The sequence below is a fragment of the Priestia sp. 179-F W1.4 NHS genome, assembly GCF_045369295.1.
GTDB classification, from domain to species: domain Bacteria; phylum Bacillota; class Bacilli; order Bacillales; family Bacillaceae_H; genus Priestia; species Priestia zanthoxyli.
Window position 1 is genome coordinate 1,265,002 of record NZ_JBIQFF010000001.1, and the last position, 24,327, is coordinate 1,289,328.

Below are 24,327 nucleotides of genomic sequence, written 5' to 3' on the forward strand. Positions count from 1 at the left end.
GTCTTTTATTATTATTTGTTTTCTGAATCAGAACGAAACTTTGTGCTGACAAAAATAATAATAGCTAACAGAATCACAATTGGCAGCCAAATAATTTCAAATTTATAAGCAGGCTCTGCAAGTGCGGCGATAACAGCGCCAAAGCAGTAAAGCACAAGAGACAGCGCGCGAAGAATCGCATCGGTGTTAAACGTTTTGCGGTAGCGAGAGCTGCGAAAACGTGCCGTTACGTCTTCAAAAAAGTTAGCAAGCGTCCCTGTCAATACAGTTGTAGAAATTCCGGCTACGCCAAGCTTTCGAGCAGCCGTTGTTTGAAGACCCATTGCTGAGCTTAATAAGAAAATAAATAAGTAAGTTAAGTGTAAAGAAGGAGAAAACGAAGATAAAAGTGCAAAAACAAGTAAAATCAATCCTTCTATTCCAAGGGCAATCGTTACGGCTTTAGGCCAAAACGTTTTTTCTTTGTTTCCAACTAGGATTGCAGCTCCTACAACTCCTACAATAAAACCTCCTAAAGCTGTGAGGGAATGAAAAACAGTTGTTTCAAGCGAGTTTCCGATTGCTAACCCAAGCAGCACGATGTTTCCCGTCATATTTGCAGTAAAGATATGGCCAAGGCTCAAGTAGCCAATTACATCGACGATACCTGCTGTTACGCAAAGAACGAGCAAAATAATGTTTCGATAAGTAGAATTCGTCACGGTAAGTCATCCTTTCTTTTTATACCAACTAAACAGTTTACCGTGAAGAAAAAAATCTGTCCAGAGAGTTGTCCTACAAATTTTCAAGCGTGTCCCACCCAAAAGCCACTTCAGATAGAGATGTACCACCAATGATAACGTCAGCGCGATCGATTCTTTTTCCGCCAAGCGCTTCATAAAATTGACAGGCGCCGTTTTGTTCAAAAGCCCATGTGAGCATCGTATGTATATGTTGGCTTGTTAACTCTTGCGCTATTTTATGCATAAGCGCTTTGCCAATTCCTTTTCGCTGATGCTCTGTGAGTAAATACATGGCATACAGTTCTCCGGTATAGGAAGGATGCTTGTTGGTTCTTTCTTTACCATAAGAAGCAAAGCCTACGATTTGACCGTTTTCTTCTGCAACGAAAACAGAATTTGATTCCAGCTGCTTTTTCCAGATGGCTTTTCGTTTTTCAGCGTTCAATGAATGTAAAAAAGAATCCGGAACAAGTCCTTTATAAGTCGATTTCCAGCTTTCTACATGTACGTGGGCAATGCCCGCTTCATCACCAATTCTCCCTTGACGTATCATCTGCTCACCTCGTTTTTTTCTATATTTTAACATAAATTTAAAGATGGTATCCCCGTTTTTCCGTTTTCTTTGTATATATATAGTAGCTATTTTACATAACAAAGGAGATGACGTAATGAGTAAATTATTATTAAAAGATCAGCCGTTACTTGTACTGCCGGCGCTTGCAGTCAAAGTAGGAGTGAACGGAGCGCTGTTTCTTCAGCAGCTTCACTACTGGCTTGAAAAAAGCGTAAACGTTCAGGACGGATATACGTGGGTATACAATACCAATCAGCAGTGGCTGCAGCAGTTTCCGTTTTGGTCGCTTTCAACGATTCAACGCATCATTTCAAAGCTTGAAAAAGAAGGGTTAATTATAAAAGGAAAATACAACCGCTCTAAATTTAACAACACGGTTTGGTACCGAATTGATTATGAGCAATTAGAAAAGCTTATGCCAAGCGATGAATTTGAAGAGCTCGAAGATGTCAATTTGACAGAAAGGGCTAGTCAAATTGAAGCAGCGGAGCCGGTCACAGTGACGGCGTCATTAACAGAGACTACAGCAGAAAATACAACTCAAATAAAAAGAGAAGAAGATGCGGATGATGCTTACGTCCAAACGTTAGAAGCTGCTTTTATTGCTAGAAGAAACCGAGGGATGTATCCTTCAGCCAGTGATTTAAAGCATATGTACGAAGTCGCAAAAAGCGAAATACCACTAGAAACGGCGCTATCAGGACTGCATGAAGCATTCGATCACTACGAGCCTAAATACAGCGGTGATACGATTCGAGCGTTTGCCTATATCAAACAGCATCTTTTTCATAAGCATTATGTAACATCACAGCGTACGCTAGCGAGTCAACAGACTGAAAAGCCGATTTCCTACGTCAATAAAAAGCGTGTCGTTCGCAGAGAATTGACGCCGGATTGGCTAAGAGAAAATGAAGAGGCAGCGCCTTTAGCTTCAGCTTTTAAAGACGACGCTCACTTTGAAGAAGAAAAGAAAAAGCTGGCAGAAAGTCTTCGCGAGCTGGAGCAAGAATTAAAAAATAATTGAAAATACCACTGGACTTTTATAAGATAAAAGATAGTAAACCTTTTGAAGACGAAAGGTTTACTTGGTAAAAGAAAAGCGGCTTTTAAAGAAGGTGCGCCATAAACGTGATAAAATTTTTGTTTTTGCTGTTCATGCCTACAATCTTTGTTTTTTTCGGTTTGTGGCTTATCCAAAATGTGTTGGTAACATTTGTTTGCTTTTACGGCTGGATGTTTATGATTTTATATGCGAATAATAAAATTAACTTTAAGGTAGCGCTTACAAAGAAATCTCTGTATGTGGGAACTCTCAGCGGAATTCTATGTGCCGCTGCGATAATTGGAAGCAGCCTGCTTTTTTCTGGTAAAATCTTTCATGTGAAAGATATGCAAGCGGTTTTGCAAATATGGGGATTTAGCGGGTGGAAAGTTGCCGTTTTAGCCGTCGTTTTGATTTTTATTAATCCTGTTTTAGAAGAAATGTATTGGCGGGTGTATATACAAAATAAAGTGAAAAAGCATGTTTCTGTACTTGCTTCAAGCGCTGTCACATCAAGCTTTTATACGCTTTATCACGTATTCATTATCCTTCCTGTTTTTGTATTTCCGTTTAATGTGATCTCGGTAATAGGCGTCTTTTCAGCAGGTATGATGTGGGCGTATATAAGAGAGCGATATGGTATCAAGGGAGCCATCATCAGCCATGCGCTAGCGGATGCGGCGATTATGATTGTATACGGATTATATGTAAGATAGTGGTATTATATCAAAAAACCATGAATCGTTATTCATTTATAACTTGTTTTCATGGTATAATAACAATAATAGTAAAATTTTATCAACACATTTGAATTGAAATAATGTATACTTGTAATACAAAGATTGAAGCGTTTACATAAATCGGAATACACATAGTTAATCTGGGTCCGATGAACACTAAAAAAAAAGAGAGAGATAATTACTTGGAGGAGGAATAGAAGTATGTTTGTACCTATTGAGCGTAAAAAAGTATCTAGTCAAGTGCTTGATCAATTAAAGAAGATGATTAAAGAGAAAACGTTCCCGCCAGAGTCTCGTTTACCGTCGGAACATGAACTGTCAAAAATGTTTGGAGTGAGCCGCGCACCAATTCGTGAAGCGCTAAGCGTTCTTTCTGCCAGTGGATTGATTGAATCAAGACAAGGCGGAGGAAGCTACGTAAAGCGTGTAAACTTAGTGGGCATGCTTGATCCAATGACGTTTGAAATGGTTGAAGCAGATCAGGTTCTTGAATTAATTGAAATGCGTATTATCATTGAGTCGCAGGCAGCAAGCTTAGCCGCGCTGCGCCGCACAGATGAAGAACTGATTGAAATTAAAGAATCGTTAGAAGCATTTAAAAAGACGGTTCATAACAGTGAAGAAATTGGACATGAAGCAGACTATCGTTTTCACCATGATATCGTGAAAGCAGCTCATAATTCATTCCTTCTTCATGCCGTAGAAGATTTAGGGCATTTATATCGAAAAGCGCTTGCTTATTCGTTAAATAAAAGCCAAAAAGAAAATCGCAAGCAAACGGATGCTGACCATGAACGCATTTTTGAAGCGATTAAAAATGGAGAGCCAGAAGAAGCAGCAGAAGCAGTTCGTGATCATTTAGAGCACGTTCGCCAAAAAGTAATGGTATCTCAATAATAAAAAAACGACAGCCCGAGTGGCTGTCGTTTTTTTATTAATCAGACCATTCATGTGAGGAAATAGCACACAATGAAAACGAAAATTTATGCTTAAGCCGGTACAAATGTGCCGGCTTTTTTGTGTGTGAAAGGAGAAAATATCTAATTATACTCTTTAATAATCAGAAAATACAGTATTGTTAATAATTTCACTGCGTGGTATTTTATTAACGAATGTTACTTTTATTTACATATTAATGTTAGTAAATCTAATATTAAGAGGAAGAGGAGGGATAAGATGCTTTCATCAAGCGTCGGGTATTTGATTTTACTGATTTTTGGAGGAGGATTTACAGCCGTCACAATCATGATGCAGCGCCGTCAAGGAAAGGAAATGACGGCTGAGCAGTTTAGTACAGCCGGAAGAAATGTAGGCGTTGGGCTGGCGAGTGCGTCCATTATTGCTGCATGGACATGGGCCGCTACGTTAATGATGTCTTCTTCCACAGGGTATCAGTACGGAATTAGCGGACCGTATTGGTACGCAGCGGGAGCGAGCATTCAAATTTTGCTGTTTGCCATTGTAGCGATTAACCTGAAGAAAAAAGCACCGAACGCTCATACGTTTTTAGAATTTATTGCACAGCGTTTCGACGTGAAAAATCATCGTTTAATGCTTGGCTTTGCTCTTATGACAAATATTATTGTGACCGCCATGGTTATTTTAGGAGGAGCCATTGCTTTAAATTCTCTTACTGGAATGAATATTTTTGTTGCCGCTTTTTTAATTCCTCTTACGTTTACCATCTACACCATGATTGGCGGTTTAAAAGCCTCATTTGTTGCTGATTATTTTAACACTGTTTTTATTTTCGTTATTTTATTTATTTTTGCTGCTGCCGTCTATTATAAGTTCGGCGTAACAAGCGTGTACGAAGGGTTGAAAAATCTGCCTTCGTCACAGCATATGCTTACGATGGCATCGGTGCCGGGCCTTTTGTTTGGGATGATTAATATTATCGGGAACTTCGGTACGGTCTTTGTGGATCAAGCTTACTGGCAGCGTGCCATCGCAAGTAAAAACAGCGCTGCTTCAAAAGCGTATATTTACGGCGGAATTGCCTGGTTTTCGATTCCATTTGCCGTTGCCACTTTCCTTGGCGTAAGCGCGGCTGGTCTTGGAATTGCCGTTGATTCACCAGATTCCATTGCACCCGTTATGGCGTCACACGTGCTTGGAAATCTAGGTTCTATTTTGTTTTTAACGATGCTGTTTATGGCAGTAATGTCGACAGGAGCGGCTGAATTAACGGCGATCACAAATATTATCGTAACGGACATTTACCTGCGTTCTATCAACCCGAAAGCAAGCAGTAAAAAAATCTTAAGCACGTCGCGAAAAGTGACGCTTGGCTTTGGGCTGGCGATGGGCGTGTTTTCCATTTTACTGTTTTACTTAGGAATTAGCCTTGGGTTTGTGTATATGGCCATGGGTATTTTCGTCAGCGGAGCCGTTATTCCTGTCACGCTTGGACTGATGTGGAAAAAAGCGACGAACACAGGTGCATTTTACGGCGCGCTGTTAGGAATGATCGGAGGCGTTATCGCATGGAACACATCTGCTTACGTGATTAATGGTCACATTAATGTGGAAGCCCTTGGCGGACTGTATCCAATGCTTATTGGAAATTCTACCGTTTTTATCATCAGTGGGGTCATATCAATTGGACACGGCTTGCTTGCTAAAAAAGAATTTGACTTTGATGAACTAAAAGACAAATTCAAAAGCTTTGATGAACATGGAGATGAACCATTAAGGGAGGAAGTGGCGTATGGATCCACAACAACAGTTAAATAAAGACGCAAAGCTATGTACGCGCTGGGCGCTGGGACTTACATTCTTATTTGTCCTCTTGTTTCCAGGCGTGATGTTTTTAACGGGCTATCAATATACGCTTTCCTTTTTTAAAGGCTGGACGTATCTGGCGTTTGGCTGGCTGATTATCGCAGGGATTTGTATTATTGTCGGGCCTGTGGTGGAGTTTGTGAGGGAGAAGAAGGATAGAGATACAGTTTAATTTGTCAAAACAATACGAATTTCAAATGTGTTAGTTATAAAAAAGATCACAAATCATATTCTAGTGAATGTGGTTTGTGATTTTTTTGTAAAGATATTTAAAATTAGGTTAATTTTATAAAACTCCACCATGGGTTTAAGTGGAATTTTATCGCTGTATTTGATGATCTTTTGATGTAAATGAAAGGAGGTGAAGTAATTGCATATCGTCTCTTTAGAAAAAGCATGTTATGCAGAACTTCAAGCAGTAGGTTCAAAAGCTTACAATCTTTCAAAAATGATTCAGCACGTTTCTCATATCCCTAAAGGATTTGTTTTAACATCTCACGCATTACTTTCCTTTTTAACATTTAACCAAATAGAAATAAAAGCAGAAGATAGCAGCGTCATAGAAAAGAAGATTCAAAGCGGTACGTTTTCTGCAGCTCTGCAAAAAGAAATTGTTTCTTCGTATACTAACGTTCAAGGTGCTGGTGTAGAAGCCGTAGCCGTAAGATCTTCTTCCGCACTTGAAGATTTGGAAAATGCGTCTTTTGCCGGACAGTATGAAACGATATTAAACGTAAGAAACAGCGAAGAACTTTTGGCAAGTATAAAAAGATGCTGGGCTTCTTACTTTTCATCCGTGGTTCAAGCGTATGCCGGAGATAAGGAAATTTCGCTTTCTAATCCCCAGATGGGTGTCCTTGTACAAGGAATGGTTGAAGCCGATGTATCGGGAGTAATTTTTAGCGTAAATCCTATTACAGAAAGTGAAGATGAAGTGGTCATTAACGTGGCGTACGGCTTAGGAGAAGGAATCGTATCAGGTGGTGTTACGCCGGATTTATTTATTATTCATAAACAGACAAATAATATAATGAAAGAACTAGGATTAAAAGAATATAAGCTAGTGTCAGGTTTTACAGGAATAACAAAAGCGATGACAACGAATAAAGAAAAAAATGAATTTTCTATATCAGATGAAACAGCACTACAGCTGCTTCGTCTAACGAATCAAGTAGAGGAATATTGTCAGTACGCTGTAGACATTGAATTTGCCATAAAAGATGAAGATATTTATCTGCTTCAAGTAAGACCGGTTACTACATAATGAAAAGGAAAGGGGAAATCAAATGAACGTATTATCTGCATTTCAAAACGACCTATTTTTAAGTGAGGAAGAAAAACAAACGGGGTTTTGGGTACAAGACAACTTACATATCGCGCATGCATTAAGTCCTCTATACGCTTCTTTTCAGCTTCCGGCAATGACGTATGGAACAAAGCATGGTTTTGAAACGTTAAAACTGCCAATCTATCAATTTGTAGTGAAATTAGCTGATGGAAAAATGTATCAGCAAAATATCCCGTTTCCCGGTGACGTAAATGATCGCTTAAAGGAGCACCAAGAAGCAGTGAAGCCGCTGTTGCCTCGACTTAAACCTAGATTATACGAGTACGTTAATGAGGTGTTTTTACCTTTTTATACGGAAGTCAAAAGAAATGCAGAACGTCCTTTATCTTTAAAAGAAGCAGGAAAAAAAGTAAAAGAGCTGCATGATTTTTATAAAAAAGCTTGGCAGCTTCACTTTGAAATTGTCATGCCAAGAAGTGATTTAGGAATGATTTTAGAAGAGCTATATGGAAACTTGACCGGAGACGCGAATACCGCCTACGTATATGATCTGCTGGAAGGCGTGATGAACAAGTCACTTGAAAGTGATCAAGCACTGTGGGAACTAACTGACACGGTAAAGCGTTCCGGCCCGTTAAAACAAGCTTTTACGGAACAAAGGTCAGAAGAAATAGAAGCAAATCTATTAGGCACAGCTGAAGGCAGAGAATTTTTAAAGAATCTGCAAAGCTTTTTAAATGAGTATGGCTATCGTTCTGCAAATTCGCACGAGTTTATTGATGAGACGTGGGTAGAAAATCCTTTACATGCGCTATCGATTATTGCTGGCTATGTGCGTAAAGATTACGACTTCAAGAAAAATTATGAAGACGTCGTAAAAAAGAGAGAAGAAAGCTATCGTGATGTACTCGCAAACATGCCGGAGTGCGAAGGAAAAGAGCAGTTTAAGCTGTTTTATGGATGGGCTTTGGACGCATGGGGGTTGGATGAAGATCATCATTTTTATATCGATGCGATGCTGCCTGCTACAGCAAGACTTTTTCTGCTGAATGTAGGAACTCTTTTAGCTGATCACCAAGTGATTCATCAGCCTCAAGATATTTTTCATTTTTATTACGATGAATTGCTGGAAGTATTAAAAAAACCCGTGGCATCTCATGAACTTATCGCCAATAGAAAGCAGGAGTTTAAAGAAAATCGTCATAAAAAAACGCCGCCTGCTTATGGAACGCCTCCTCAAACAGGAGAAGATCCTTTATTGGAGCGGGTATTCGGAAAAATGGGGCCTCCAGAAGTAGATGAAACGCAAAAAATCTTTAAAGGAAGTGCCGCTTCAAGAGGTGTTTATAAGGGAGTGGTAAAAATCATTTCAGATCCAAGTCAATTTTTTAAGCTTAAACAAGGAGATGTTCTTGTGTGTGAAACAACAGCACCTGCTTGGACCACGTTATTTTCGCTTGCTGGCGCGATTGTAACCAATGCAGGAGGAATTTTATCTCATGCAGGAACAGTGGCTCGTGAATATAAACTTCCAGCGGTCCTTGGCACAAAAGTAGCCGTGGATCTACTAAAAGACGGAGATGTTGTTACCGTAGACGGAACTAACGGAGTGGTGACGATTGAACAGCAGTAAGCCGTCTTTGATTATCTTTTCTATTTTAACGGGAACGTTTTTAATTCCCGTTAATTCCACTATGATTGCGGTAGGCTTACCGTCTATTGCCAAAGCGCTTCATCTTTCCATCGTACATGTATCAGTAGTGGTAACTATTTATTTAATTGTGATGGCAGTTGCTCAGCCCATTGCGGGGAAACTTGGGGATTTGTATGGAAATAAAACGATGTTTGTAGCTGGAATGATTATTTTTCTAGTGGGATCTGCCGCCTGTGTGTTTTCATATAACTTACTTTCGCTCACCGTTTTTCGAACGCTGCAAGCATTAGGAGGCGCACTAGCTACTCCTAATGCAACAGCGATTATGAGACACAGTTTACCAAAAGAAAAGCTTGGAAGAACGCTTGGGTTATTTGGATTATCAATGGGGCTAGGAGCAGCTGTAGGGCCTGTATTAGGTGCTTTTTTAATTAAGTATCTTGGATGGACGTCGATTTTTTGGTTTAACGTTCCTTTTGCTGTTCTATCGCTGATTTGTTCATTTATACACGTGCCGTCTAACGTAAAACAAAAAGCGAAAATGCTGGATATAGGGGGCGCTTTATTGCTTGGAGTGAGCATGACGAGCTTTACGCTAATGCTGACGCACCGTGATTTGTTTAATGCTTGGACTATTTTTATATGCATAGCGTCTATCGTTCTTTTCATTGTGCAAGAACGCAAAGTCCAAGAGCCGCTGATTGATTTTAAGCTTTTTAAGGTTCGTCCCTTTTTTTCTTCAAATCTTTCTATTCTATGCAGCAATTTTATGATGTATAGTACTATTTTGTTTGTTCCGCTTTTGCTAGAGAAGCAGTATGATATTCGTTTAATTGGTTTGCTTCTTTTCTTTTTTTCATTAGCCATGTCTATTTCTTCTTGGATAGGAGGATTGTTAGCGGAAAAGGTAGGGAAAGAACATCCGATCCGATTATCGTTTCTTATTTCACTGCTTGCGGCGATGCTTTATTTCCACTTAGCGAATGCATCCATTTCTTATACCATTGTATCTTTATTAGTAGGAGGAGTGGGAGCAGGAATCGGTGTTTCATCTATGCAGGCTATGAATATTCAATCTGTCAAAAAAGAGCAATCAGGGACTGCATCGGGCATTTATTCCACTTTTCGTTATATTGGAGGAATGTTAGCGTCAGCTGCGGTAAGCTTGTTAGTAGGTACTACTGGTCTATTGGTGGTTCTATGTATAGCTGGAATAGCAGGATTTCTTGTGTCGTTAGTTGGAAAAGAAAAGCAAGTTTCCTTGTCCAAAGACGTTTTTAAATAAAAAGGGAATAGCCAGCGGAGAAGCAGACATTCGTTTTATTGCGCGTGCTGAAAATGATGATGTGCTGGTCCAAAGGCTATTCTATTTTTAAGTGATCGCTCTTTTTTCAATTTTACACACCCACTGGTAATACTGCACCACCATCCAAAACAGCAGCGGATTTAGCAGAAGCGAATACCACCACGTCCACCATCCGTAGTGAAAATAACCCCAAGGAGCAGGGAGAAGAGCCACTACTTCATAAAGTAAAACAGCAACCGACCAAAGTAAAATGTAGGCGGCTTTTTTTGTGAGTTTCCCGGCAAAAGGATAGTAGGTAAGAAAAAGCATGTTCACAGGCGGAATGAGAACAGTATAGGCAAAAATACCTTGCCAGTCTGTTTCTTGTGTAAAATACCAGTAGCCGTGAAATTTGAAATTAATAAAGACGTCAAAGATGTGCTGAGCAGCAATGGTGAACATCCAAATGTGTACAATTTGATTTGTTGTGAAGCGCTTGTTTGTTTTAAAAGCAAGAACGTTAAATACTAAAATAGAAAGAATTAATCCAATCATATTGGTTCTCCTTTTGGCTTCTTGACTATATTGTATAATTTTAGGAGATTAAATCCAATAGAGAAATGGACATACTACGAATTTTCTGCGGTCTTTTTCACAGTGACGGACTGTACTTTTTTTCGATTTCTTAAAAAGGCGATCACGAGTAAAAAAGCAGGAATGACAATTTGAAACGGAAGATGTAAAGTGAACGGAATAATTTTTAAACCTTCATAGACATGTTCGAAATAGTTTTGAGCAAGAGACAATGAATAAAACAAAATGACCAAGCCGATTGGAAATACAAGCGGTGACGGGTTTTTAAGCTCAAACACGTGAGAAAGGCCCAGCACGGTGGCGTAGAAAAACAGACCGATTTTAAAGAAGCCGCCAGTGATTAAAGCCACCATAAAAAATACATCAAGCCGCTCTAAAAACCCTGCAAATTGAATGCTTTGAACGGTGCTTAAAAGCGGAAAAGCAGACCTCGATGTTAAGGTAACGCCCAGCACACCTATATTCACAATCATTGTGATCATAAGATTAATACCGTTTAACGTGATTGCGCTGAATACAATCAGAGCGGTCTTTTTCACATTCTTTGTGTATGGAAAGATCATTGCAAATACAATCACTTCACCAAAAGGAAAATAAAGCGTTTGGCTGTAGGCAACGCGAAGCACCGGAGCGATGCCTTTTTCAAGAATCGGCCGCAGGCTTGTAAAATCAATGAGGCCGGAAACAAAAATAAGAATAAAGCCAGCAACGGCGAGTACGTAAATGAAGAAAAACAGCAGTTCCGCCGAACGTGCCATTACTTCAATTCCTTGGCGAACGGTATAGATAATTCCGAGCATCAGTAAAGTGTTCACTATAAAAAGCGGCGTATCGGGATAGACGAACGTAAGAAGCATCGCGCCAAAATCGCGCAGCACCCGCGCGGCTCCATTCGCAAAATATAATATGTAAAGAAAAGCAAGTATGCGTCCCGGCACTTTTCCAATAATTTTTTCGATATACTCCGTCAGGGCTAAATCCGGATAATAGCGGTGCAAGCGATAATACATAAAAATAAGTGCATAGCTGCTGATCATACCAACTAAAATAGCAATCCAAGCATCTTGCTTAGCGTCCATTGCTAAGCCGACTAAAAAGGCGCTGCCAATCTCAAAGAGCGTAATTAACACAAACAGCTGCCATCCGCTAATTCGAGCTTTTTCCACTGCCTATCCGCCTCCTTTTCTACAGCTAGTATGCGCTTTTTAACGTGAAGCATATGCATCATGTAAGTAAAGAGTTGGAAAGGAAATAGGGATATTTTGTTAAAAACTAAGTGCGCTAGCCGAAGATATAAGAGAGAAGTACGTAAAAGGAGAGAGCGTATTGGATTTATTTGAAGTTATATTGAGTATCCATATTGGACTCGGAATGATTTGTTTGCTTTCAGGAGCGGTGTCCATGCTAGCGGCTAAGAAAAAAGGAGGGCATACCAAATGGGGAGAAGTGTACCACGGTGTTTACGCAGCCCTAGCCGCTACAGCTATCATGTTAGCGGTTTGGAAATGGAATGAAATTGCCTATTTATTTTATATTGCGGTGTTTTCATACGGATTAGCGGTATACGGGTACTTAGCACGCAAGCAAAAATGGAAGAGCTGGCTTCAGCATCATATTCGCGGGATGCTGGGGTCTTATATCGGAGCGGTTACCGCGCTGCTTGTGAATATTGGAGACAGTATTCCGCTGTTAAATATGCTTCCGCCTCTTTTTTATTGGTTTTTGCCGACGATTATTGGCAGTCCGCTTATTTACTTAGTCGGAAGACGCTATCGAAAAAAGCCTTCCGTTTCTAAAAAAATATCATACTAACGAAAAAAGCCTTTTCTCTATAAAAGGCTTTTTTCTATGGCGAACATTTGTGCTATGATAGAGAAGCAAGGAGGATACAGCATGAAAGAAAATCATCAGTTTACCATACATACAGATAAAGAAAAGCTTGATATAGATGTTATCTACTCGTACCTTCATCATGAATCGTACTGGGCAAAAGGAATTCCGCTTCACCTTGTTCAAACGTCTATTGAACACTCCGTTTGCTTTGGCGTGTATGATGAATGCGATAAACAAGTAGGGTTTGGACGGATTATTTCCGATTTTGCGACGTTTGCTTATTTGGCGGATGTGTTTATTCTTCCGCACGTGCGAGGCAACGGCCTTGGAAAAGCATTAGTACAAGAAATGATTCGCTATCAGCCGATTCAACACGTACGAAAAATTTTACTAGCGACAAAAGATGCTCACGGTTTGTACAGTCAGTACGGATTCAAAGAAGTCAAAAACAAACAGCTGTTTATGCAAATTTTTAAAAAGGGCATGTACGAGCGGGCGCTTTATTCAAAAGAAAATAAAATACTGCCTGGAAAAGAGGGATAGGTATGGCTGAAGAGTTACGTAAAAGCGTATTTAATGAAGAGTTGATTACGCACTTAAGCGACACTTTTTCACGTGAAATGAGCTCATTTGATCAAAAAGCGTTTCATGAGCTGGTTTTTCAACAGGACTGGGAAGACTTAGCGCTGAAAGAGCGCATGAGAAGAATTACGCTTTCCATGCATGAAGTGCTGCCAGATGATTATGAAGAAGCACTTCATATTCTCTATAAAGGGGCTCCAACGGTAGGAGGGCTTCAAGGCACGGTTTTTCCAGATTACGTTGAACTATACGGATTAAACGATTGGGAAGCTTCCATAAAAGCACTCGCGTTTTTTACGCCGTTTTCCACATCAGAATTTGCGGTGCGTCCATTTTTAATTCGAGATCAAAAACGAATGCTCCAGCAAATGATTGAATGGGCAGAAGATGAAAACCATCATATTCGCAGATTAGCAAGCGAAGGGAGCCGACCTAGACTTCCGTGGGGACAATCAGTACCTGCGTTAAAGCAGGACCCAAAACAAACGCTGCCGATTTTAGAGCAGTTAAAACGCGATGAATCGCTGTATGTCCGCAAAAGCGTAGCCAATCATTTAAACGATATTTCGTACATAGAAAAAGATTGGATGCTTGATGTGATGAAAAGCTGGTACGGAAAAGACGCTAAAACCGACTGGATTGTTAAACACGCGTGCCGTTCACTGCTGAAAAAAGGCGATTCTGAAGCTCTGTCTCTTTTTGGCTATGGAGATGACCCAGGCGTAACTGTCACAGGTCTTGGCTTACATCCACATACGATTACAATAGGTGATAGCATTGACTTTTCATTTGAGCTATCCGTGGAAAAACCCATGCCGCTTCGCATAGAGTATGGAATTCATTACGTAAAAGCAAAAGGAAACCGCACTCAAAAAGTGTTTATGCTAAAAAATGTTCAAGCAAAAGCAGGCCAAACGCTTACCGTCACAAAAAAGCATGGATTTAAAGATTTAAGTACAAGAAAACATTACAGCGGTACGCATACGCTTTCTGTTATTGTAAACGGAGTAGTAAAAGCAGAAGCGGACTTTGTGATCGAGTAGCTCTTTCCTTATGGAGAGAGTTTTTATTGAAGAGTTTAACTATATGAAAAAAGGAAAAGTCGATGTGCACTACGACCTGGGCGCGACTGTTAAAAACAAAGAAATGCCTCTGGCTCCTTCCAATCAGAAATTAAAAGAGCTCCAAGAGGCTGCGAGGCATGGAAAGCTCGTCATCACAAGAAATAACAAAGAAATTGGTCGATATGATTTAGAAACGCTAGAATCTGTAAAGAAATGATCAATAGCTGCATGGAGTATGTGCAGCTAAATTACGGACAGTGTGGGCTCAATGAAGGGCTAAAGTTTATAGCAGTTCATACATAAAAGAGAGGCTGGGCCAAATGTATTTTAGCCGAAGTGAAAAATGAACCATGGATTAACATGTTTGACGAGTGGTTTGTTTTTTGCTTATGGTGAATATAGTTTCGTGTGTTTCGTTTCTTCTAGCAGTTGATTGGAGGGCAAGGCGAAGACTCCTGCGGGAAAAGCGGGACAGGTGAGACCCCGCAGGAGCGCAAGCGACGAGGAGGCTCATCGGCCGCCCGCGGAAAGCGAAGCCTTGCACGGAAATCAACAGCGGTCAAACAAGAGGTCAGAATTGTTAATCCAGATTATTTGTCTTCAGGTTGAATTAATTTTGTTATGTCTCAATCCTTTTTTATATAAATACACTCATTTGATACACCAAATTAGTCAAAAAAGTTCAGCTCCCCTATCTTGAAGTTATTTCCTTAAACGGTATAATTATTTATGTAACATTTTAAATATTTTAAAAATTTAAAATGTCTAATCAAGGGGATGGGGAGGAGTAAATGAATGAAAAAAACTGTAAAACGAACGGCCGTGCCGGCGATTTTGTCAATTGGATTATTGCTGTCGCCGCTTGCGGTACAAGCTGAGGTGCCTTATTACGGAAAAGACTACAGTCAGCCGGAAAAAATTAAAGCGCTTTATCCGGAAATAAAGGTGAATGAAGCAACGCCGGCATTTCTGAAAGGGCAAGACGCATTTACGACTCAAGAAGAAATGATGAGCTATGTTCAAAAGCTTGCTCATAAAAGTCCGTACGTAAAGCTGAAGATTATCGGTAAATCACAGCAAGGACGAGACATTCCGGCTCTGTATTTTTCAAAGGAAAAGAAATTTGCGGATGGAAAAACATCTAAAAAGCCAACGATTTGGCTTCAAAGTCAAATTCACGGAAATGAACCGGCAAGCGGTGAATCCGTACTCGCCGTTGCAACGCGTTTAACAGAAGACTTTGGAAAAGATGTGTTAAATAAAGTGAACATTGTCATTGTACCGCGCATTAATCCAGACGGATCTTATGCATTCAAGCGTCAGCTAGCAAATAATTTAGATGGAAACCGCGACTACATAAAGCTTGAAAGCCCGGAAGTACAGAGCGTACGAGCTGAATTTAACCGTTTTTCACCAGAAGTTGTCATTGATGCTCATGAATATACGCCTTACAGCAGCGGATTTAAAAATATCGGTAAAGAAGGCGTGTGGAAGTATCACGACATTTTACTGCAGTCCGGTCGAAACTTAAATATTCCGCAGAATATTCGAGACGTGTCCGATGAGCTGTTTGTGAACAGTACGCTTACAGCCATTGAAAAGCAAGGGTATTCAGGAGAAGTATACTATACGTCTCAAGTGAATAAACAAGGGCAGCTTGAAGTAGAAGAAGGCTCAGTTGAACCGCGAATCGGCCGAAACTCACTAGGCTTGTATCCATCGTTTTCATTTTTAGTCGAAAGCAGAGGAATCGGCATTGGCCGAGAAGACTTTCCGCGACGAGTGAGTGCACAAATTGCTACGCAAGAAAAGCTGATTACACAAACAGCCGCTCACGCCAAACAAATTAAAGCGCTGATTGCAAAAGAAAAAGCGGCGCTTGTCAAAAAAGGAAAAAATGCAAATGACCATGACCCAATTGTAGTGAACAGCGAAAATAAAAAAATACCGAATTCGACGTTAGAAATGGTGGATGTTGAAAGCGCGTCTGTTAAAGAAATTCCTGTGACATACTACAGTGCAAAGAAAGCAACGCCGACGCTTGTCCGCGAACGTCCGACTGCTTATCTTTTAAAACCAGGACATGAAGAGTTGACAGAAAAACTGCAGGGACAAGGCGTAAAAGGCTTCAAGTTAACGAAAGACACGGCTCTTTCAGTAGAAGCGTATAATGTCAGCAGCCGCATTGAAAATGAAGTCTACGAAAATAAACCAAATGTGGATGTGCAAACAATCGTCAAGTCAAAAATGGTGACGTTCCCAAAAGGAAGCTACGTCTTTTTAACGTCTCAGCCGCAAAACAGTTTATTGTCTCTATCGCTTGAGCCAGAATCTGTGGACAGCTTCACAACGTTTGGTTATTTGCCTTCAGAAGTAGGACAAGAACTTGATGTTTACCGGTTTACGCGTTCCATTGAAAAATCGCCTTTGCAAAAAGAATCCCGTAAATAATGAAAAAGCGTGGAGCCTGACTTCACGCTTTTTATATTGAGATTTTTAAGAAGAAACCCATTCTCCGCCGTTTACATGAAGCGTTTGCCCTGTGACAAACCGTGAGTCATTGCTTGCGAGATACACGTAGGTCGGAGCAAGTTCAAAGGGCTGTCCCTGGCGTTCCATCGGATTGTCTACTTGTGTTACTTGATCAGCTGAAAAGCTTGCTGGAATGAGAGGTGTCCAAATGCGGCCCGGAGCTACTGCGTTTACGCGAATGCCGTCTTTAATCACACTATTGGAAAGCGCCCGAGTGAAACCAACAATGGCTCCTTTGGTTGCCGTGTAGTCAATTAACTGCTCATAGCCTTTATACGTCACAATTGAAGCGGTATTAATAATTGAGCTGCCGGCTTTTAAATGCGGCAGAGCAGCACGCGTCGTGTAAAAGTGCGAGTAAATATTCACTTTAAACGTATGATCAAACTGCTCATCAGTAATATCTAAAAGACTCATCTGCTGAAACTGAACGCCTACGTTATTGCACAAAATATCAAGCTGACCGAACGTTTCTACCGTTTTTTCGACGATGTCTTTACAGTGCTGTTTGTCCCGCACGTCGCCGGGAAGCAGCACACATTTTTGACTAAGTTCTTCAATCCGTTTTTTCGTACGATTCGCGTCTTCATGTTCATCTAAATAAGCAATCGCAACGTCTGCTCCTTCTTTGGCAAAGGCGATGGCAGCGGCAGCTCCGATTCCGCTGTCACCGCCTGTAATGAGAGCAACTTTCCCTTTTAATTTGCCGCTGCCATTGTAATGCGGATTTTCGATAATGGGACGCGGAACCATCAAACTTTCTAACCCGGGCTGGCGAAGCTGCCGCTGTTCAGGCACCGTAATCGGAACGTCTTCATAGCGCGTAATTTTTCCGTAATTCGGCTGCATCGGATACCCTTGCTTGTCCTGATAAAATTCATTGTTTGGACACATAAAACAACCTCCTCAAAAAGCATCACTCTTTCACTCTATGACATAGATTAATCTCTCATGCATACTTATAAAGAGTGTAGAGTGCGAGAAAGAAGGGGAGTTCATGCGATATTACTACAGTGAAGAAGTGAAGCTATTGCTGATGGACGGGTCAAATCAGACGGTGAAAGTAATCTATAACTCGGACCCTCAGCCTCTTATGATGCCGCTTTTAGGACCTCGTCCGCCTTTTTATGTAAACCCGCGCTATGAGAAGTATCTTCCTGTTTTATAGTACAAAGAGCCCTTCTGCATGAAGGGCTTTTACTTTGACATTCTCTTTTATTTTCCGCGCGATTGCTCACCTGATTCATGGCGATTTTTTCTTTTTCTAGAGAGGAAATAAATAAAAAAGCCGATTAATACGAGAAACGTGATAAGCAAAATACTGGTAGGGAAGTAAAGAGAGCCTATGTGAATTCCCAAATAATTTAACATCGTTATAACTTCCTTTCTTGATAAAAAATGGTTTATTTTACTAAATACCCTTATAGCCTATTAGAAAACGTTTCAGCTCTTTTATACTTTAGTAGGGAATCGACTGGCTCTGGGCGCCAATAACCACGATATGTCCTTGTTTCATCTCTTCTTTATACCGGTTTGCTTCTTGATTAGATAAGCCGAGAGAAGCCATTTTTGAAAGCAGCTCATCTTCTCTTGAAAGAAGCATGTTCACCGCTGTTTCAAAAATACCTTGCTCTGCCATTCTATACTTTTTTGTATGTGTGGCCTCCGTTAATTCGTGAGCCCATTCTTTATCGTAGGCCAGCAGATAAATATCTTTGCTTGTAAATCCTTTCTTTAAAAAAGAATGGATGACGCAGGTTGCTTCCTCTTGGTTTTGTGCTACTTGAATGTGTTTCATACACCAACCAAACCTCCTCATAAAAGATATTTCTGAAATACATCTTCTACTTCTCATGTAACCTTTGTTTCCAACTTTAAACTTGTTTTCTATGAATTTTCCAAGATAGTAAAAAAGAATGGAAGCATAATAAATTTTTAAAAAAGATGTTTGAACTTCAAAACAGAAGGCTAAACGTAGACTATACTAAAAAGTTCCATCAAAAATAGGAGGAGATTAAAATGAATTTACAAGAACAACAAACACAAGGTCAGCCCCAACAAACGCAAGACCGCCAGCCGGGTATCGAAAGTGAGATGAATCCTCTCCCTATTTATGAGGATGACAGTTACATTGGTACAGGAAAATTAAAAGGAAAAGTAGCGCTGGTTACCGGAGGAGACAGCGGAATTGGACGAGCTGTATCCATTGCTTATGCGAAAGAAGGAGCAGACGTAGCCATCGTTTACTTAAACGAACATAGCGATGCGGAGGAAACAAAAGCCCGCATTGAAGAAGAAGGTGTAAGATGCCTGCTGATTGCAGGAGACGTAGGAGACGAATCGTTCTGTAATGAAGCGGTAGAAAAAACAGTGAGTGAGCTTGGAAAGCTTGATATCCTTGTGAACAATGCAGGAGAGCAGCACCCAAAAGAAAGCATTAAAGAAATTACGAGTGAACAGCTTGAACGAACGTTCAAAACGAACTTTTATTCATATTTTTATTTTACGAAAAAAGCGCTTGATTATTTAGGAAAAGGCAGTGCGATCATTAATACAACGTCAATTAATCCTTACCGCGGAAATCCTCAGTTGATCGATTATACGGCGACAAAAGGTGCAATCAACGGCTTTACGCGCAGTATGGCGCAAGCGCTTGTCAAAGACGGCATTCGCGTTAACGCTGTCGCGCCAGGACCAATTTGGACACCGCTTATCCCGTCTACTTTCTCAGGTGATAAAGTAGGAGAATTCGGTACAGATACGCCGATGGGCAGACCTGGGCATCCTGTGGAGCACGTAGGCTGCTATGTACTGCTAGCTTCAAATGATTCATCTTATATGACGGGTCAAACGCTTCATGTCAACGGCGGAGATTTCATGAACACATAATTGCTTCACCTATATAAAGGAGGAGAAAAAGATGGGAGAACGCCAGAAAAGATCTATTTCAAATACACCAAAAAAAAGAGATGAAACGGAACAGCGTGTAACAGATCAAGACGAAACGTTATTTGAACGTTTTAAAGAAGAAGAAACGGTTGATCCTATGCCGTTGGAAGACATAAGACTTGAACAAAAAGAAGAGAAAAATAAAACCAAAACGAAAGATGAATCAGGTTCTGAAAACATTCATCATAGAAAATAAAAAACAGCCTTCTCGGGCTGTTTTTTTTGTTTGTATTCCTATATTAATGAGTGCTAGAAGCAATTACAATTTTTGAATCATCTTCTAATGCTTGAGCAAGATTCGATTTAATTCGTATATGGTCAAAAGTTAAACCAAGCTGCATCGCAGTAGTGGCTAATTCAGGACGAATGCCCGATAAAATCGATTTAACGCCGATTAAATCAAGCGCATTTATTAGCTGAAACAGCTCGTGCGCGACCATTGTATCGATCATCACCACTCCTGACAAATCAATATACAAATGAGCGATTTGCTTCTCAGCACACTGTTTTAACGTGCTTTCTAGAATCATTTTGGCTCTTGCCGTATCAATATCGCCGACTAACGGTAAAAGAGCCACGTCTTTTTTAATCACAATAACAGGTGAACTTAATTCATGAATCATTTCCTGCTGAGAGCGGAGGCGGTTTGAGGCATATTCCTGCGCTTCTGTGATGAATTTCAAAATAATAATATCAAATACCCGTACTACTTTTTCATTCCACATATCGATATGCTGCTGAGTGATGTCATCATGAAGTTCTGCAAATCGGCGAATATACTCGCAGTATTGTTTGCGGACGTTCATAAATTCTTTAATAATACTTTGAATGGGGGTTCTGAGATGCTGTTGGTCTTTGGCAACTTTATTTAGCCACGTATTAAAAGATTCAAAAAAGCTTTTTTCATCTTCTATAAAGACGTTGCTAATATATAAGTGAAATTCATAGTTTTGCGCTTTTAAGCGTTGAATGACGTCAGGATCATTAGAGGTATATACGCCTTCAGAAGATTTTTTGTCCAAAGATTCATACCATTCTTCCGTCATAGTTGGTGCACTTTCTAGCAGATAAGAACGTAAAGCGATATCTTTCTTCACTGTTATTCTCCTCTCAAACTGATAAAGCATCGCGCAGGTGCGCAACGTATTTATTATAGCATCTTTTTTATAAAGATGGATATGAAATGTATGTTTATTTTGCGTGTGAGGTTTTAAGTGATTGTATATAGGGAAAAATTTTAATAAAAGGGGAAAGAGGGAAAGTATGAATACCGTGACGAGCGATCAGTGGAAATGGTATCAGTTTGATTTAGAAGAAGCCGATGGAATAGCTGATATAATCAAAGACTATCAGTATCCAAGAGATGAATGGTTTTGCCAGCAGCTTCAAAAGAAAAATTCTAATCATATTCAAGTAGATGTAATAGGAGAAAGTGAGCTCATTTATGGTTCACTGATTTATCATAAGAAGTCGTTTGATCAAAAAAATTACGATTCGTTTCATTTTTATATTACTGAGGAATTTATTATAACGGCAGGAATCGATTTGAAAATCCTTGAGAACACCAATCATGAACGAATGATTGAACGCATGAAGCAGGCTGCTAATACAGCGGAAAGTTTTTTTATTCTTTTAGGCGAAATTATGAAAAAACACTTAAATGGGTTTGATCAGTTTGAAAGTCATTTCAGAGAGCTTCTGTGGGAAGTGCGCCATAATAATAACATCGACGTGTTAGATGATATTCATAAAGCGCGGTATGACCTGCTTATATGGACAAATTTAATCAGTTCTGTTCGAGAAGTTACCATGGGAATCGAAGAAGCGTTTCACAAAAAAATTAACCAAACGGTCGAATATCAGCGGATGTGCAAAAAAATCGAAATCGGCTTAACGCTAATTGAACAATATCAAAAAGAATTTGACGCGTTAATTAAATTAGAAGAAGTTGTGTCGACTCATCGAGGAAATGAGATTATGAAAGCTTTAACGCTGCTGACAGCCATCAGTACGCCTTTAACGGCTTTTGGAGCCCTTTGGGGAATGAACTTTAAAGGAATGCCGGAGCTTGATTTGAAGTTTGGCTATATCTATGCACTCATTTTAATCGTTCTTTCGACCATTGCCATTTATCTCTATTTACGAATGAAAGGTTGGACGGGCGATCTGTTAAAAGGAAGAAAAAAGAACTCATTTTTTAAATAAGCTTTAATAAAAGAGGTTGAGACATAACGAAATGAATCCAATCTAAAGGCGAACAAAGGAGATCAAACTATATTCACCATCACAAAAAACGAACCACTCATCAAACATGTTGATGAGTGGTTCGTTTTTCACTTGGGCTAAACTATTTTTGTCCCAGCCTCTTTGTTGTTTGTTATCCTCGCCTCCACGTCGTAGGCTCACCTGAACGAAGGCACCTTGGGAATAAATCGTTTTCTTTTAGCTTTACTTGATTGCCGTTTTCGTCGGTATAGCGACCGGTTTGCGGAACCAATTCTCCGGTTGAAAAGGCGTCATCTACGGGCTTCCACGTCGTTGATTCACGTGTGTGTGGGCAAGGTGTAAAAAGATCATCTTTTTGAAAGAGTTTAATTTCACCTTCCGCACAAATGTAAGCGCCCGATTCTGGTACAGCTTCACTCGTTCGATAAATGTTCTGTACGGTCTTCACACGCATCCAACCTTTCTTTTTGATTAGTTGTATTTTAATGTTCCTGTCGTGGCGTCCATGTACGTGCGGTCTTCTATAATATCCGAGTCGTCTAGCTTTCTAAAAGGAGCGCAGTAGCAGACAACACCCGTCTCGATTTCAATTTCTTGAAATCCGTATGCACGGCAAAGGTATTCACCGACAGCGCTTGGAGATGGATGCGTATCCAACTCATCTAATGCTTCGTTAAACATCGCTAGAAATTCTTTTTTCGAAAACTGCTTCTCATGATGCAGTGTTACTGGGTCTCCAGAATCTGTTCCTTGTGCTAACGCGTAAAAATACATCATCTTCACTCCTTATATATATAGTCGTGCTTTTTATGAAATATAGAAACAATGATTGTTAGTAAGTAAATTCCCTTAAATAAACGAAATAAACGTATTTGGAAGAAAACGGTTTCTTCTTTGTCGTTATCTTAGAGAGAATCCAGTGCTATCAGCGTTTGATAGCAAGCTGCTACAGGGTGATAATCGGCTTTAGGAGCCGGGCTTTTTTTCGAGCTGTAGCGTTCGTTTTCCTGATTTAACAGCTGATACCAGCCTCCATATGTGTGATCGATAAAGTGTTTCTGACAGTAGGAGAACAGGGCGTCGTATGCTTTCCAATATCCGCTGTCTCCGGTTTTTACCCCGAGCAGTGAAGCCGCAGAAATGGCTTCGGCCATCACCCAGTAGTTTTTGTCCCGGTCAATGACCTCTTCTTGAGGAGACAGCGCAAAGTAAAGACCTCCGTACTTAGCATCCCAGCCTCGGTTCCAGCCCTTATCAAACAAATACTTTGCACGTTCTGTCATCCAGTTTTCCGAACGGTGCCGATCAAGCCATAAAAGCAGCTTGCTCCATTCAAACTGATGTCCTGGTATAAAGCCGTACGGACGAAATTCATCTTTTGTGTTGTTTTTATTGTAGTCCCAATCCGGCTGCCAGTCTGTATCATAATGCTCCCAAATCATGCCGCCAGATCGTTCAGCAAGCTGCTGCGTAACGCCTTTTGCAAGCGTGTACGCTCGGTCTACGTATTTTTTATCTCTTGTTGCTTCAAAGGCAGAAAGCATCGCTTCACACATATGCATGTTTGCATTTTGGCCGCGATAGAAAGAAGAAGCTGACCACGATGCGTCCCATTCGTCTCGGTAAAAGCCGTGCGCATCTTCCCAAAAGTACTTTTCCATCACGTCATATACCTGTTCAATTGTTTCTTTTGCTTCTGAAATGCCGGCTTGGTACGCGATGGAAGAAGCTAAAAGAGCAAAAGCGTGGCCATATGCTTGTTTAGAATCATCTTTTACTTCTCCGTCATCGGCTATTTCAAAAAAATACCCGCCGTTCTCTCTATCATAATGGTTGTTTTGTAGAAAACGAATGCCGTGCTGAGCTGCTTCTTTGCACCAATCCGGTCCGTCTAAAAGAGCCCCTACACTGAAGATATAAATAAAGCGCGCCGTACTTACCAAGTGCTTTGAATGCGTGTTGTTGACGGTGCCGTCGTCGTAGTATTCATGGATATACCCGCCGTTTTTTTGGTCAATACAAGCTGGGTAGTAGAAATGAAGCGTATCAAAAATATGCTGTTTTAATGTGTGAGGTTCTCGAAACGCAGTTGAGGAAAAATCCGTTGCCGTATTCATTTTATCACCATCTCAATCTTTGTTTTTAATTGTTTTTTACCCTAAGCCATTGGGAGTAAACGTAAGGGTTTTTTTGCTGTTTTTGCTCTATTATTCTATTTTTGTTGAAAATGTATCAGTTTGGAAACAAGTTTGAAATATTTTGATATACTTTTGACACGATTATCCGGTATTCTAAAAGTACGTGCTAGCTGGAACGAACAAATGTACAGAGCCTCTAGACGTCAAATGATTTTATTTAGTGTGGCTAGTTTAAGATTGAGCTTAAACATCGGATCCTGTTTTCACTTAATCTATTAAACTGGCAGCATGTATTTCTATTATATTTTGCAAATGAGGTA

Annotated in this window: 28 protein-coding genes; 18 read left to right on the forward strand and 10 right to left on the reverse strand. The window is 40.2% G+C overall.

Features of this window, described 5'->3' with window-relative positions:
* Nucleotides 1-11: 11 nt before the first annotated feature.
* Nucleotides 12-701, reverse strand: coding sequence for a YoaK family protein (locus ACH0CI_RS06670; protein ID WP_049165781.1), 690 nt, complete (start codon nt 699-701; stop codon nt 12-14).
* A 73-nt stretch (nt 702-774) separates the two neighbouring features.
* Entirely contained in the window at nt 775-1,275 is a 501-nt protein-coding gene (locus tag ACH0CI_RS06675) for a GNAT family N-acetyltransferase (RefSeq protein ID WP_335707972.1), read from the reverse strand.
* A gap of 115 nt (nt 1,276-1,390) precedes the next feature.
* Here ACH0CI_RS06675 and ACH0CI_RS06680 point away from each other — a divergent pair, with 115 nt between their 5' ends.
* From ACH0CI_RS06680 to ACH0CI_RS06715, 8 genes are all read left to right on the forward strand, one after another.
* Nucleotides 1,391-2,320 carry a hypothetical protein gene (locus ACH0CI_RS06680; protein ID WP_406901092.1) on the forward strand — a complete coding sequence of 310 codons (930 nt, stop codon included), beginning with the start codon at nt 1,391-1,393 and terminating at the stop codon, nt 2,318-2,320.
* 104 nt (nt 2,321-2,424) lie between these two features.
* Nucleotides 2,425-3,054 carry a CPBP family intramembrane glutamic endopeptidase gene (locus ACH0CI_RS06685; RefSeq protein WP_328153110.1) on the forward strand — a complete coding sequence of 210 codons (630 nt, stop codon included), beginning with the start codon at nt 2,425-2,427 and terminating at the stop codon, nt 3,052-3,054.
* Between the two features lie 225 nt (nt 3,055-3,279).
* A complete protein-coding gene (locus ACH0CI_RS06690) occupies nt 3,280-3,975 on the forward strand; it encodes a FadR/GntR family transcriptional regulator (RefSeq protein WP_013058211.1) in 696 nt (231 codons plus the stop codon).
* Nucleotides 3,976-4,254: 279 nt separating this feature from the next.
* Nucleotides 4,255-5,814: a sodium:solute symporter family protein gene (locus ACH0CI_RS06695; RefSeq protein WP_243549646.1), complete on the forward strand. Its 1,560-nt coding sequence runs from the start codon at nt 4,255-4,257 to the stop codon at nt 5,812-5,814.
* A complete protein-coding gene (locus tag ACH0CI_RS06700) occupies nt 5,789-6,034 on the forward strand; it encodes a hypothetical protein (RefSeq protein ID WP_034264415.1) in 246 nt (81 codons plus the stop codon). The genes ACH0CI_RS06695 and ACH0CI_RS06700 overlap by 26 nt, the downstream gene beginning before the upstream one ends.
* Nucleotides 6,035-6,232: 198 nt before the next feature.
* A complete protein-coding gene (locus ACH0CI_RS06705; RefSeq protein WP_406901093.1) occupies nt 6,233-7,126 on the forward strand; it encodes a PEP/pyruvate-binding domain-containing protein in 894 nt (297 codons plus the stop codon).
* A gap of 22 nt (nt 7,127-7,148) precedes the next feature.
* Nucleotides 7,149-8,783: a PEP-utilizing enzyme gene (locus tag ACH0CI_RS06710; protein WP_406901094.1), complete on the forward strand. Its 1,635-nt coding sequence runs from the start codon at nt 7,149-7,151 to the stop codon at nt 8,781-8,783.
* Nucleotides 8,770-10,089, forward strand: a complete 1,320-nt coding sequence (locus ACH0CI_RS06715) for an MFS transporter (protein WP_406901095.1) — start codon at nt 8,770-8,772, stop codon at nt 10,087-10,089. Before ACH0CI_RS06710 ends, ACH0CI_RS06715 begins: the two co-directional genes overlap by 14 nt.
* Nucleotides 10,090-10,176: 87 nt before the next feature.
* Here the strand turns inward: ACH0CI_RS06715 and ACH0CI_RS06720 are convergent, their stop codons facing one another.
* Together ACH0CI_RS06720 and ACH0CI_RS06725 are read right to left on the reverse strand one after the other, a co-directional pair.
* Nucleotides 10,177-10,644 carry a hypothetical protein gene (locus ACH0CI_RS06720; RefSeq protein ID WP_406901096.1) on the reverse strand — a complete coding sequence of 156 codons (468 nt, stop codon included), beginning with the start codon at nt 10,642-10,644 and terminating at the stop codon, nt 10,177-10,179.
* A 74-nt stretch (nt 10,645-10,718) separates the two neighbouring features.
* A complete protein-coding gene (locus tag ACH0CI_RS06725) occupies nt 10,719-11,849 on the reverse strand; it encodes a GerAB/ArcD/ProY family transporter (RefSeq protein ID WP_406901097.1) in 1,131 nt (376 codons plus the stop codon).
* A gap of 160 nt (nt 11,850-12,009) precedes the next feature.
* On the opposite strand from ACH0CI_RS06725, the gene ACH0CI_RS06730 reads away from it, so the two are divergent.
* From ACH0CI_RS06730 to ACH0CI_RS06755, 6 genes are all read left to right on the forward strand, one after another.
* Complete coding sequence (locus tag ACH0CI_RS06730) at nt 12,010-12,495, forward strand: DUF2306 domain-containing protein (protein WP_406901098.1); 486 nt, start codon at nt 12,010-12,012, stop codon at nt 12,493-12,495.
* A gap of 81 nt (nt 12,496-12,576) precedes the next feature.
* A complete protein-coding gene (locus ACH0CI_RS06735) occupies nt 12,577-13,059 on the forward strand; it encodes a GNAT family N-acetyltransferase (RefSeq protein ID WP_406901099.1) in 483 nt (160 codons plus the stop codon).
* 2 nt (nt 13,060-13,061) lie between these two features.
* Entirely contained in the window at nt 13,062-14,141 is a 1,080-nt protein-coding gene (locus tag ACH0CI_RS06740) for a DNA alkylation repair protein (RefSeq protein WP_406901100.1), read from the forward strand.
* A gap of 43 nt (nt 14,142-14,184) precedes the next feature.
* Nucleotides 14,185-14,379, forward strand: coding sequence for a hypothetical protein (locus ACH0CI_RS06745; RefSeq protein ID WP_406901101.1), 195 nt, complete (start codon nt 14,185-14,187; stop codon nt 14,377-14,379).
* Nucleotides 14,380-14,591: 212 nt separating this feature from the next.
* The gene (locus tag ACH0CI_RS06750; RefSeq protein ID WP_335707979.1) at nt 14,592-14,771 is read left to right on the forward strand and encodes a hypothetical protein; all 180 of its coding nucleotides are present in this window, start codon (nt 14,592-14,594) and stop codon (nt 14,769-14,771) included.
* 186 nt (nt 14,772-14,957) lie between these two features.
* The gene (locus tag ACH0CI_RS06755) at nt 14,958-16,613 is read left to right on the forward strand and encodes a M14 family metallopeptidase (RefSeq protein ID WP_406901102.1); all 1,656 of its coding nucleotides are present in this window, start codon (nt 14,958-14,960) and stop codon (nt 16,611-16,613) included.
* A 45-nt stretch (nt 16,614-16,658) separates the two neighbouring features.
* Here the strand turns inward: ACH0CI_RS06755 and ACH0CI_RS06760 are convergent, their stop codons facing one another.
* Nucleotides 16,659-17,588 carry an SDR family oxidoreductase gene (locus tag ACH0CI_RS06760; RefSeq protein WP_406901103.1) on the reverse strand — a complete coding sequence of 310 codons (930 nt, stop codon included), beginning with the start codon at nt 17,586-17,588 and terminating at the stop codon, nt 16,659-16,661.
* 103 nt (nt 17,589-17,691) lie between these two features.
* On the opposite strand from ACH0CI_RS06760, the gene ACH0CI_RS06765 reads away from it, so the two are divergent.
* A complete protein-coding gene (locus ACH0CI_RS06765) occupies nt 17,692-17,862 on the forward strand; it encodes a hypothetical protein (RefSeq protein WP_169746655.1) in 171 nt (56 codons plus the stop codon).
* A 291-nt stretch (nt 17,863-18,153) separates the two neighbouring features.
* Here ACH0CI_RS06765 and ACH0CI_RS06770 read toward each other — a convergent pair whose 3' ends face one another.
* Nucleotides 18,154-18,492, reverse strand: a complete 339-nt coding sequence (locus ACH0CI_RS06770; RefSeq protein WP_045290948.1) for a YflT domain-containing protein — start codon at nt 18,490-18,492, stop codon at nt 18,154-18,156.
* Between the two features lie 221 nt (nt 18,493-18,713).
* Here ACH0CI_RS06770 and ACH0CI_RS06775 point away from each other — a divergent pair, with 221 nt between their 5' ends.
* Nucleotides 18,714-19,583, forward strand: coding sequence for an SDR family oxidoreductase (locus ACH0CI_RS06775; RefSeq protein ID WP_221778004.1), 870 nt, complete (start codon nt 18,714-18,716; stop codon nt 19,581-19,583).
* Nucleotides 19,584-19,614: 31 nt separating this feature from the next.
* Nucleotides 19,615-19,839 (forward strand): hypothetical protein, encoded by a 225-nt coding sequence (locus tag ACH0CI_RS06780; protein WP_028409498.1) that lies wholly within the window; start codon nt 19,615-19,617, stop codon nt 19,837-19,839.
* Nucleotides 19,840-19,882: 43 nt separating this feature from the next.
* Here the strand turns inward: ACH0CI_RS06780 and ACH0CI_RS06785 are convergent, their stop codons facing one another.
* Nucleotides 19,883-20,740 (reverse strand): STAS domain-containing protein, encoded by an 858-nt coding sequence (locus ACH0CI_RS06785; RefSeq protein ID WP_060745161.1) that lies wholly within the window; start codon nt 20,738-20,740, stop codon nt 19,883-19,885.
* 166 nt (nt 20,741-20,906) lie between these two features.
* On the opposite strand from ACH0CI_RS06785, the gene ACH0CI_RS06790 reads away from it, so the two are divergent.
* Complete coding sequence (locus ACH0CI_RS06790; protein WP_335707982.1) at nt 20,907-21,848, forward strand: magnesium transporter CorA family protein; 942 nt, start codon at nt 20,907-20,909, stop codon at nt 21,846-21,848.
* Nucleotides 21,849-22,020: 172 nt separating this feature from the next.
* Here ACH0CI_RS06790 and ACH0CI_RS06795 read toward each other — a convergent pair whose 3' ends face one another.
* The 3 genes from ACH0CI_RS06795 to ACH0CI_RS06805 all read right to left on the reverse strand — a co-directional run bounded on the left by ACH0CI_RS06795 (nt 22,021) and on the right by ACH0CI_RS06805 (nt 23,986).
* Nucleotides 22,021-22,323, reverse strand: coding sequence for a hypothetical protein (locus tag ACH0CI_RS06795; protein WP_016764991.1), 303 nt, complete (start codon nt 22,321-22,323; stop codon nt 22,021-22,023).
* A gap of 17 nt (nt 22,324-22,340) precedes the next feature.
* On the reverse strand, nt 22,341-22,646 hold the full coding sequence (locus tag ACH0CI_RS06800) for a hypothetical protein (RefSeq protein ID WP_230624686.1): 306 nt from the start codon (nt 22,644-22,646) through the stop codon (nt 22,341-22,343).
* A 128-nt stretch (nt 22,647-22,774) separates the two neighbouring features.
* Nucleotides 22,775-23,986, reverse strand: coding sequence for an AGE family epimerase/isomerase (locus ACH0CI_RS06805; protein WP_406901104.1), 1,212 nt, complete (start codon nt 23,984-23,986; stop codon nt 22,775-22,777).
* Between the last annotated feature and the right edge of the window lie 341 nt (nt 23,987-24,327).

Coding starts and splice junctions, on each gene's coding strand:
- ACH0CI_RS06755 (WP_406901102.1), top strand. CDS start 14,958: ATGAAAAAAACTGTAAAACGAACGGCCGTGCCGGCGATTTTGTCAATT.
- ACH0CI_RS06745 (WP_406901101.1), top strand. CDS start 14,185: ATGAAAAAAGGAAAAGTCGATGTGCACTACGACCTGGGCGCGACTGTT.
- ACH0CI_RS06720 (WP_406901096.1), bottom strand. CDS start 10,644: ATGATTGGATTAATTCTTTCTATTTTAGTATTTAACGTTCTTGCTTTT.
- ACH0CI_RS06680 (WP_406901092.1), top strand. CDS start 1,391: ATGAGTAAATTATTATTAAAAGATCAGCCGTTACTTGTACTGCCGGCG.
- ACH0CI_RS06765 (WP_169746655.1), top strand. CDS start 17,692: ATGCGATATTACTACAGTGAAGAAGTGAAGCTATTGCTGATGGACGGG.
- ACH0CI_RS06795 (WP_016764991.1), bottom strand. CDS start 22,323: ATGCGTGTGAAGACCGTACAGAACATTTATCGAACGAGTGAAGCTGTA.
- ACH0CI_RS06735 (WP_406901099.1), top strand. CDS start 12,577: ATGAAAGAAAATCATCAGTTTACCATACATACAGATAAAGAAAAGCTT.
- ACH0CI_RS06770 (WP_045290948.1), bottom strand. CDS start 18,492: ATGAAACACATTCAAGTAGCACAAAACCAAGAGGAAGCAACCTGCGTC.
- ACH0CI_RS06760 (WP_406901103.1), bottom strand. CDS start 17,588: ATGTGTCCAAACAATGAATTTTATCAGGACAAGCAAGGGTATCCGATG.
- ACH0CI_RS06775 (WP_221778004.1), top strand. CDS start 18,714: ATGAATTTACAAGAACAACAAACACAAGGTCAGCCCCAACAAACGCAA.
- ACH0CI_RS06695 (WP_243549646.1), top strand. CDS start 4,255: ATGCTTTCATCAAGCGTCGGGTATTTGATTTTACTGATTTTTGGAGGA.
- ACH0CI_RS06690 (WP_013058211.1), top strand. CDS start 3,280: ATGTTTGTACCTATTGAGCGTAAAAAAGTATCTAGTCAAGTGCTTGAT.
- ACH0CI_RS06700 (WP_034264415.1), top strand. CDS start 5,789: ATGGATCCACAACAACAGTTAAATAAAGACGCAAAGCTATGTACGCGC.
- ACH0CI_RS06740 (WP_406901100.1), top strand. CDS start 13,062: ATGGCTGAAGAGTTACGTAAAAGCGTATTTAATGAAGAGTTGATTACG.
- ACH0CI_RS06805 (WP_406901104.1), bottom strand. CDS start 23,986: ATGAATACGGCAACGGATTTTTCCTCAACTGCGTTTCGAGAACCTCAC.
- ACH0CI_RS06675 (WP_335707972.1), bottom strand. CDS start 1,275: ATGATACGTCAAGGGAGAATTGGTGATGAAGCGGGCATTGCCCACGTA.
- ACH0CI_RS06800 (WP_230624686.1), bottom strand. CDS start 22,646: ATGATGTATTTTTACGCGTTAGCACAAGGAACAGATTCTGGAGACCCA.
- ACH0CI_RS06710 (WP_406901094.1), top strand. CDS start 7,149: ATGAACGTATTATCTGCATTTCAAAACGACCTATTTTTAAGTGAGGAA.
- ACH0CI_RS06780 (WP_028409498.1), top strand. CDS start 19,615: ATGGGAGAACGCCAGAAAAGATCTATTTCAAATACACCAAAAAAAAGA.
- ACH0CI_RS06790 (WP_335707982.1), top strand. CDS start 20,907: ATGAATACCGTGACGAGCGATCAGTGGAAATGGTATCAGTTTGATTTA.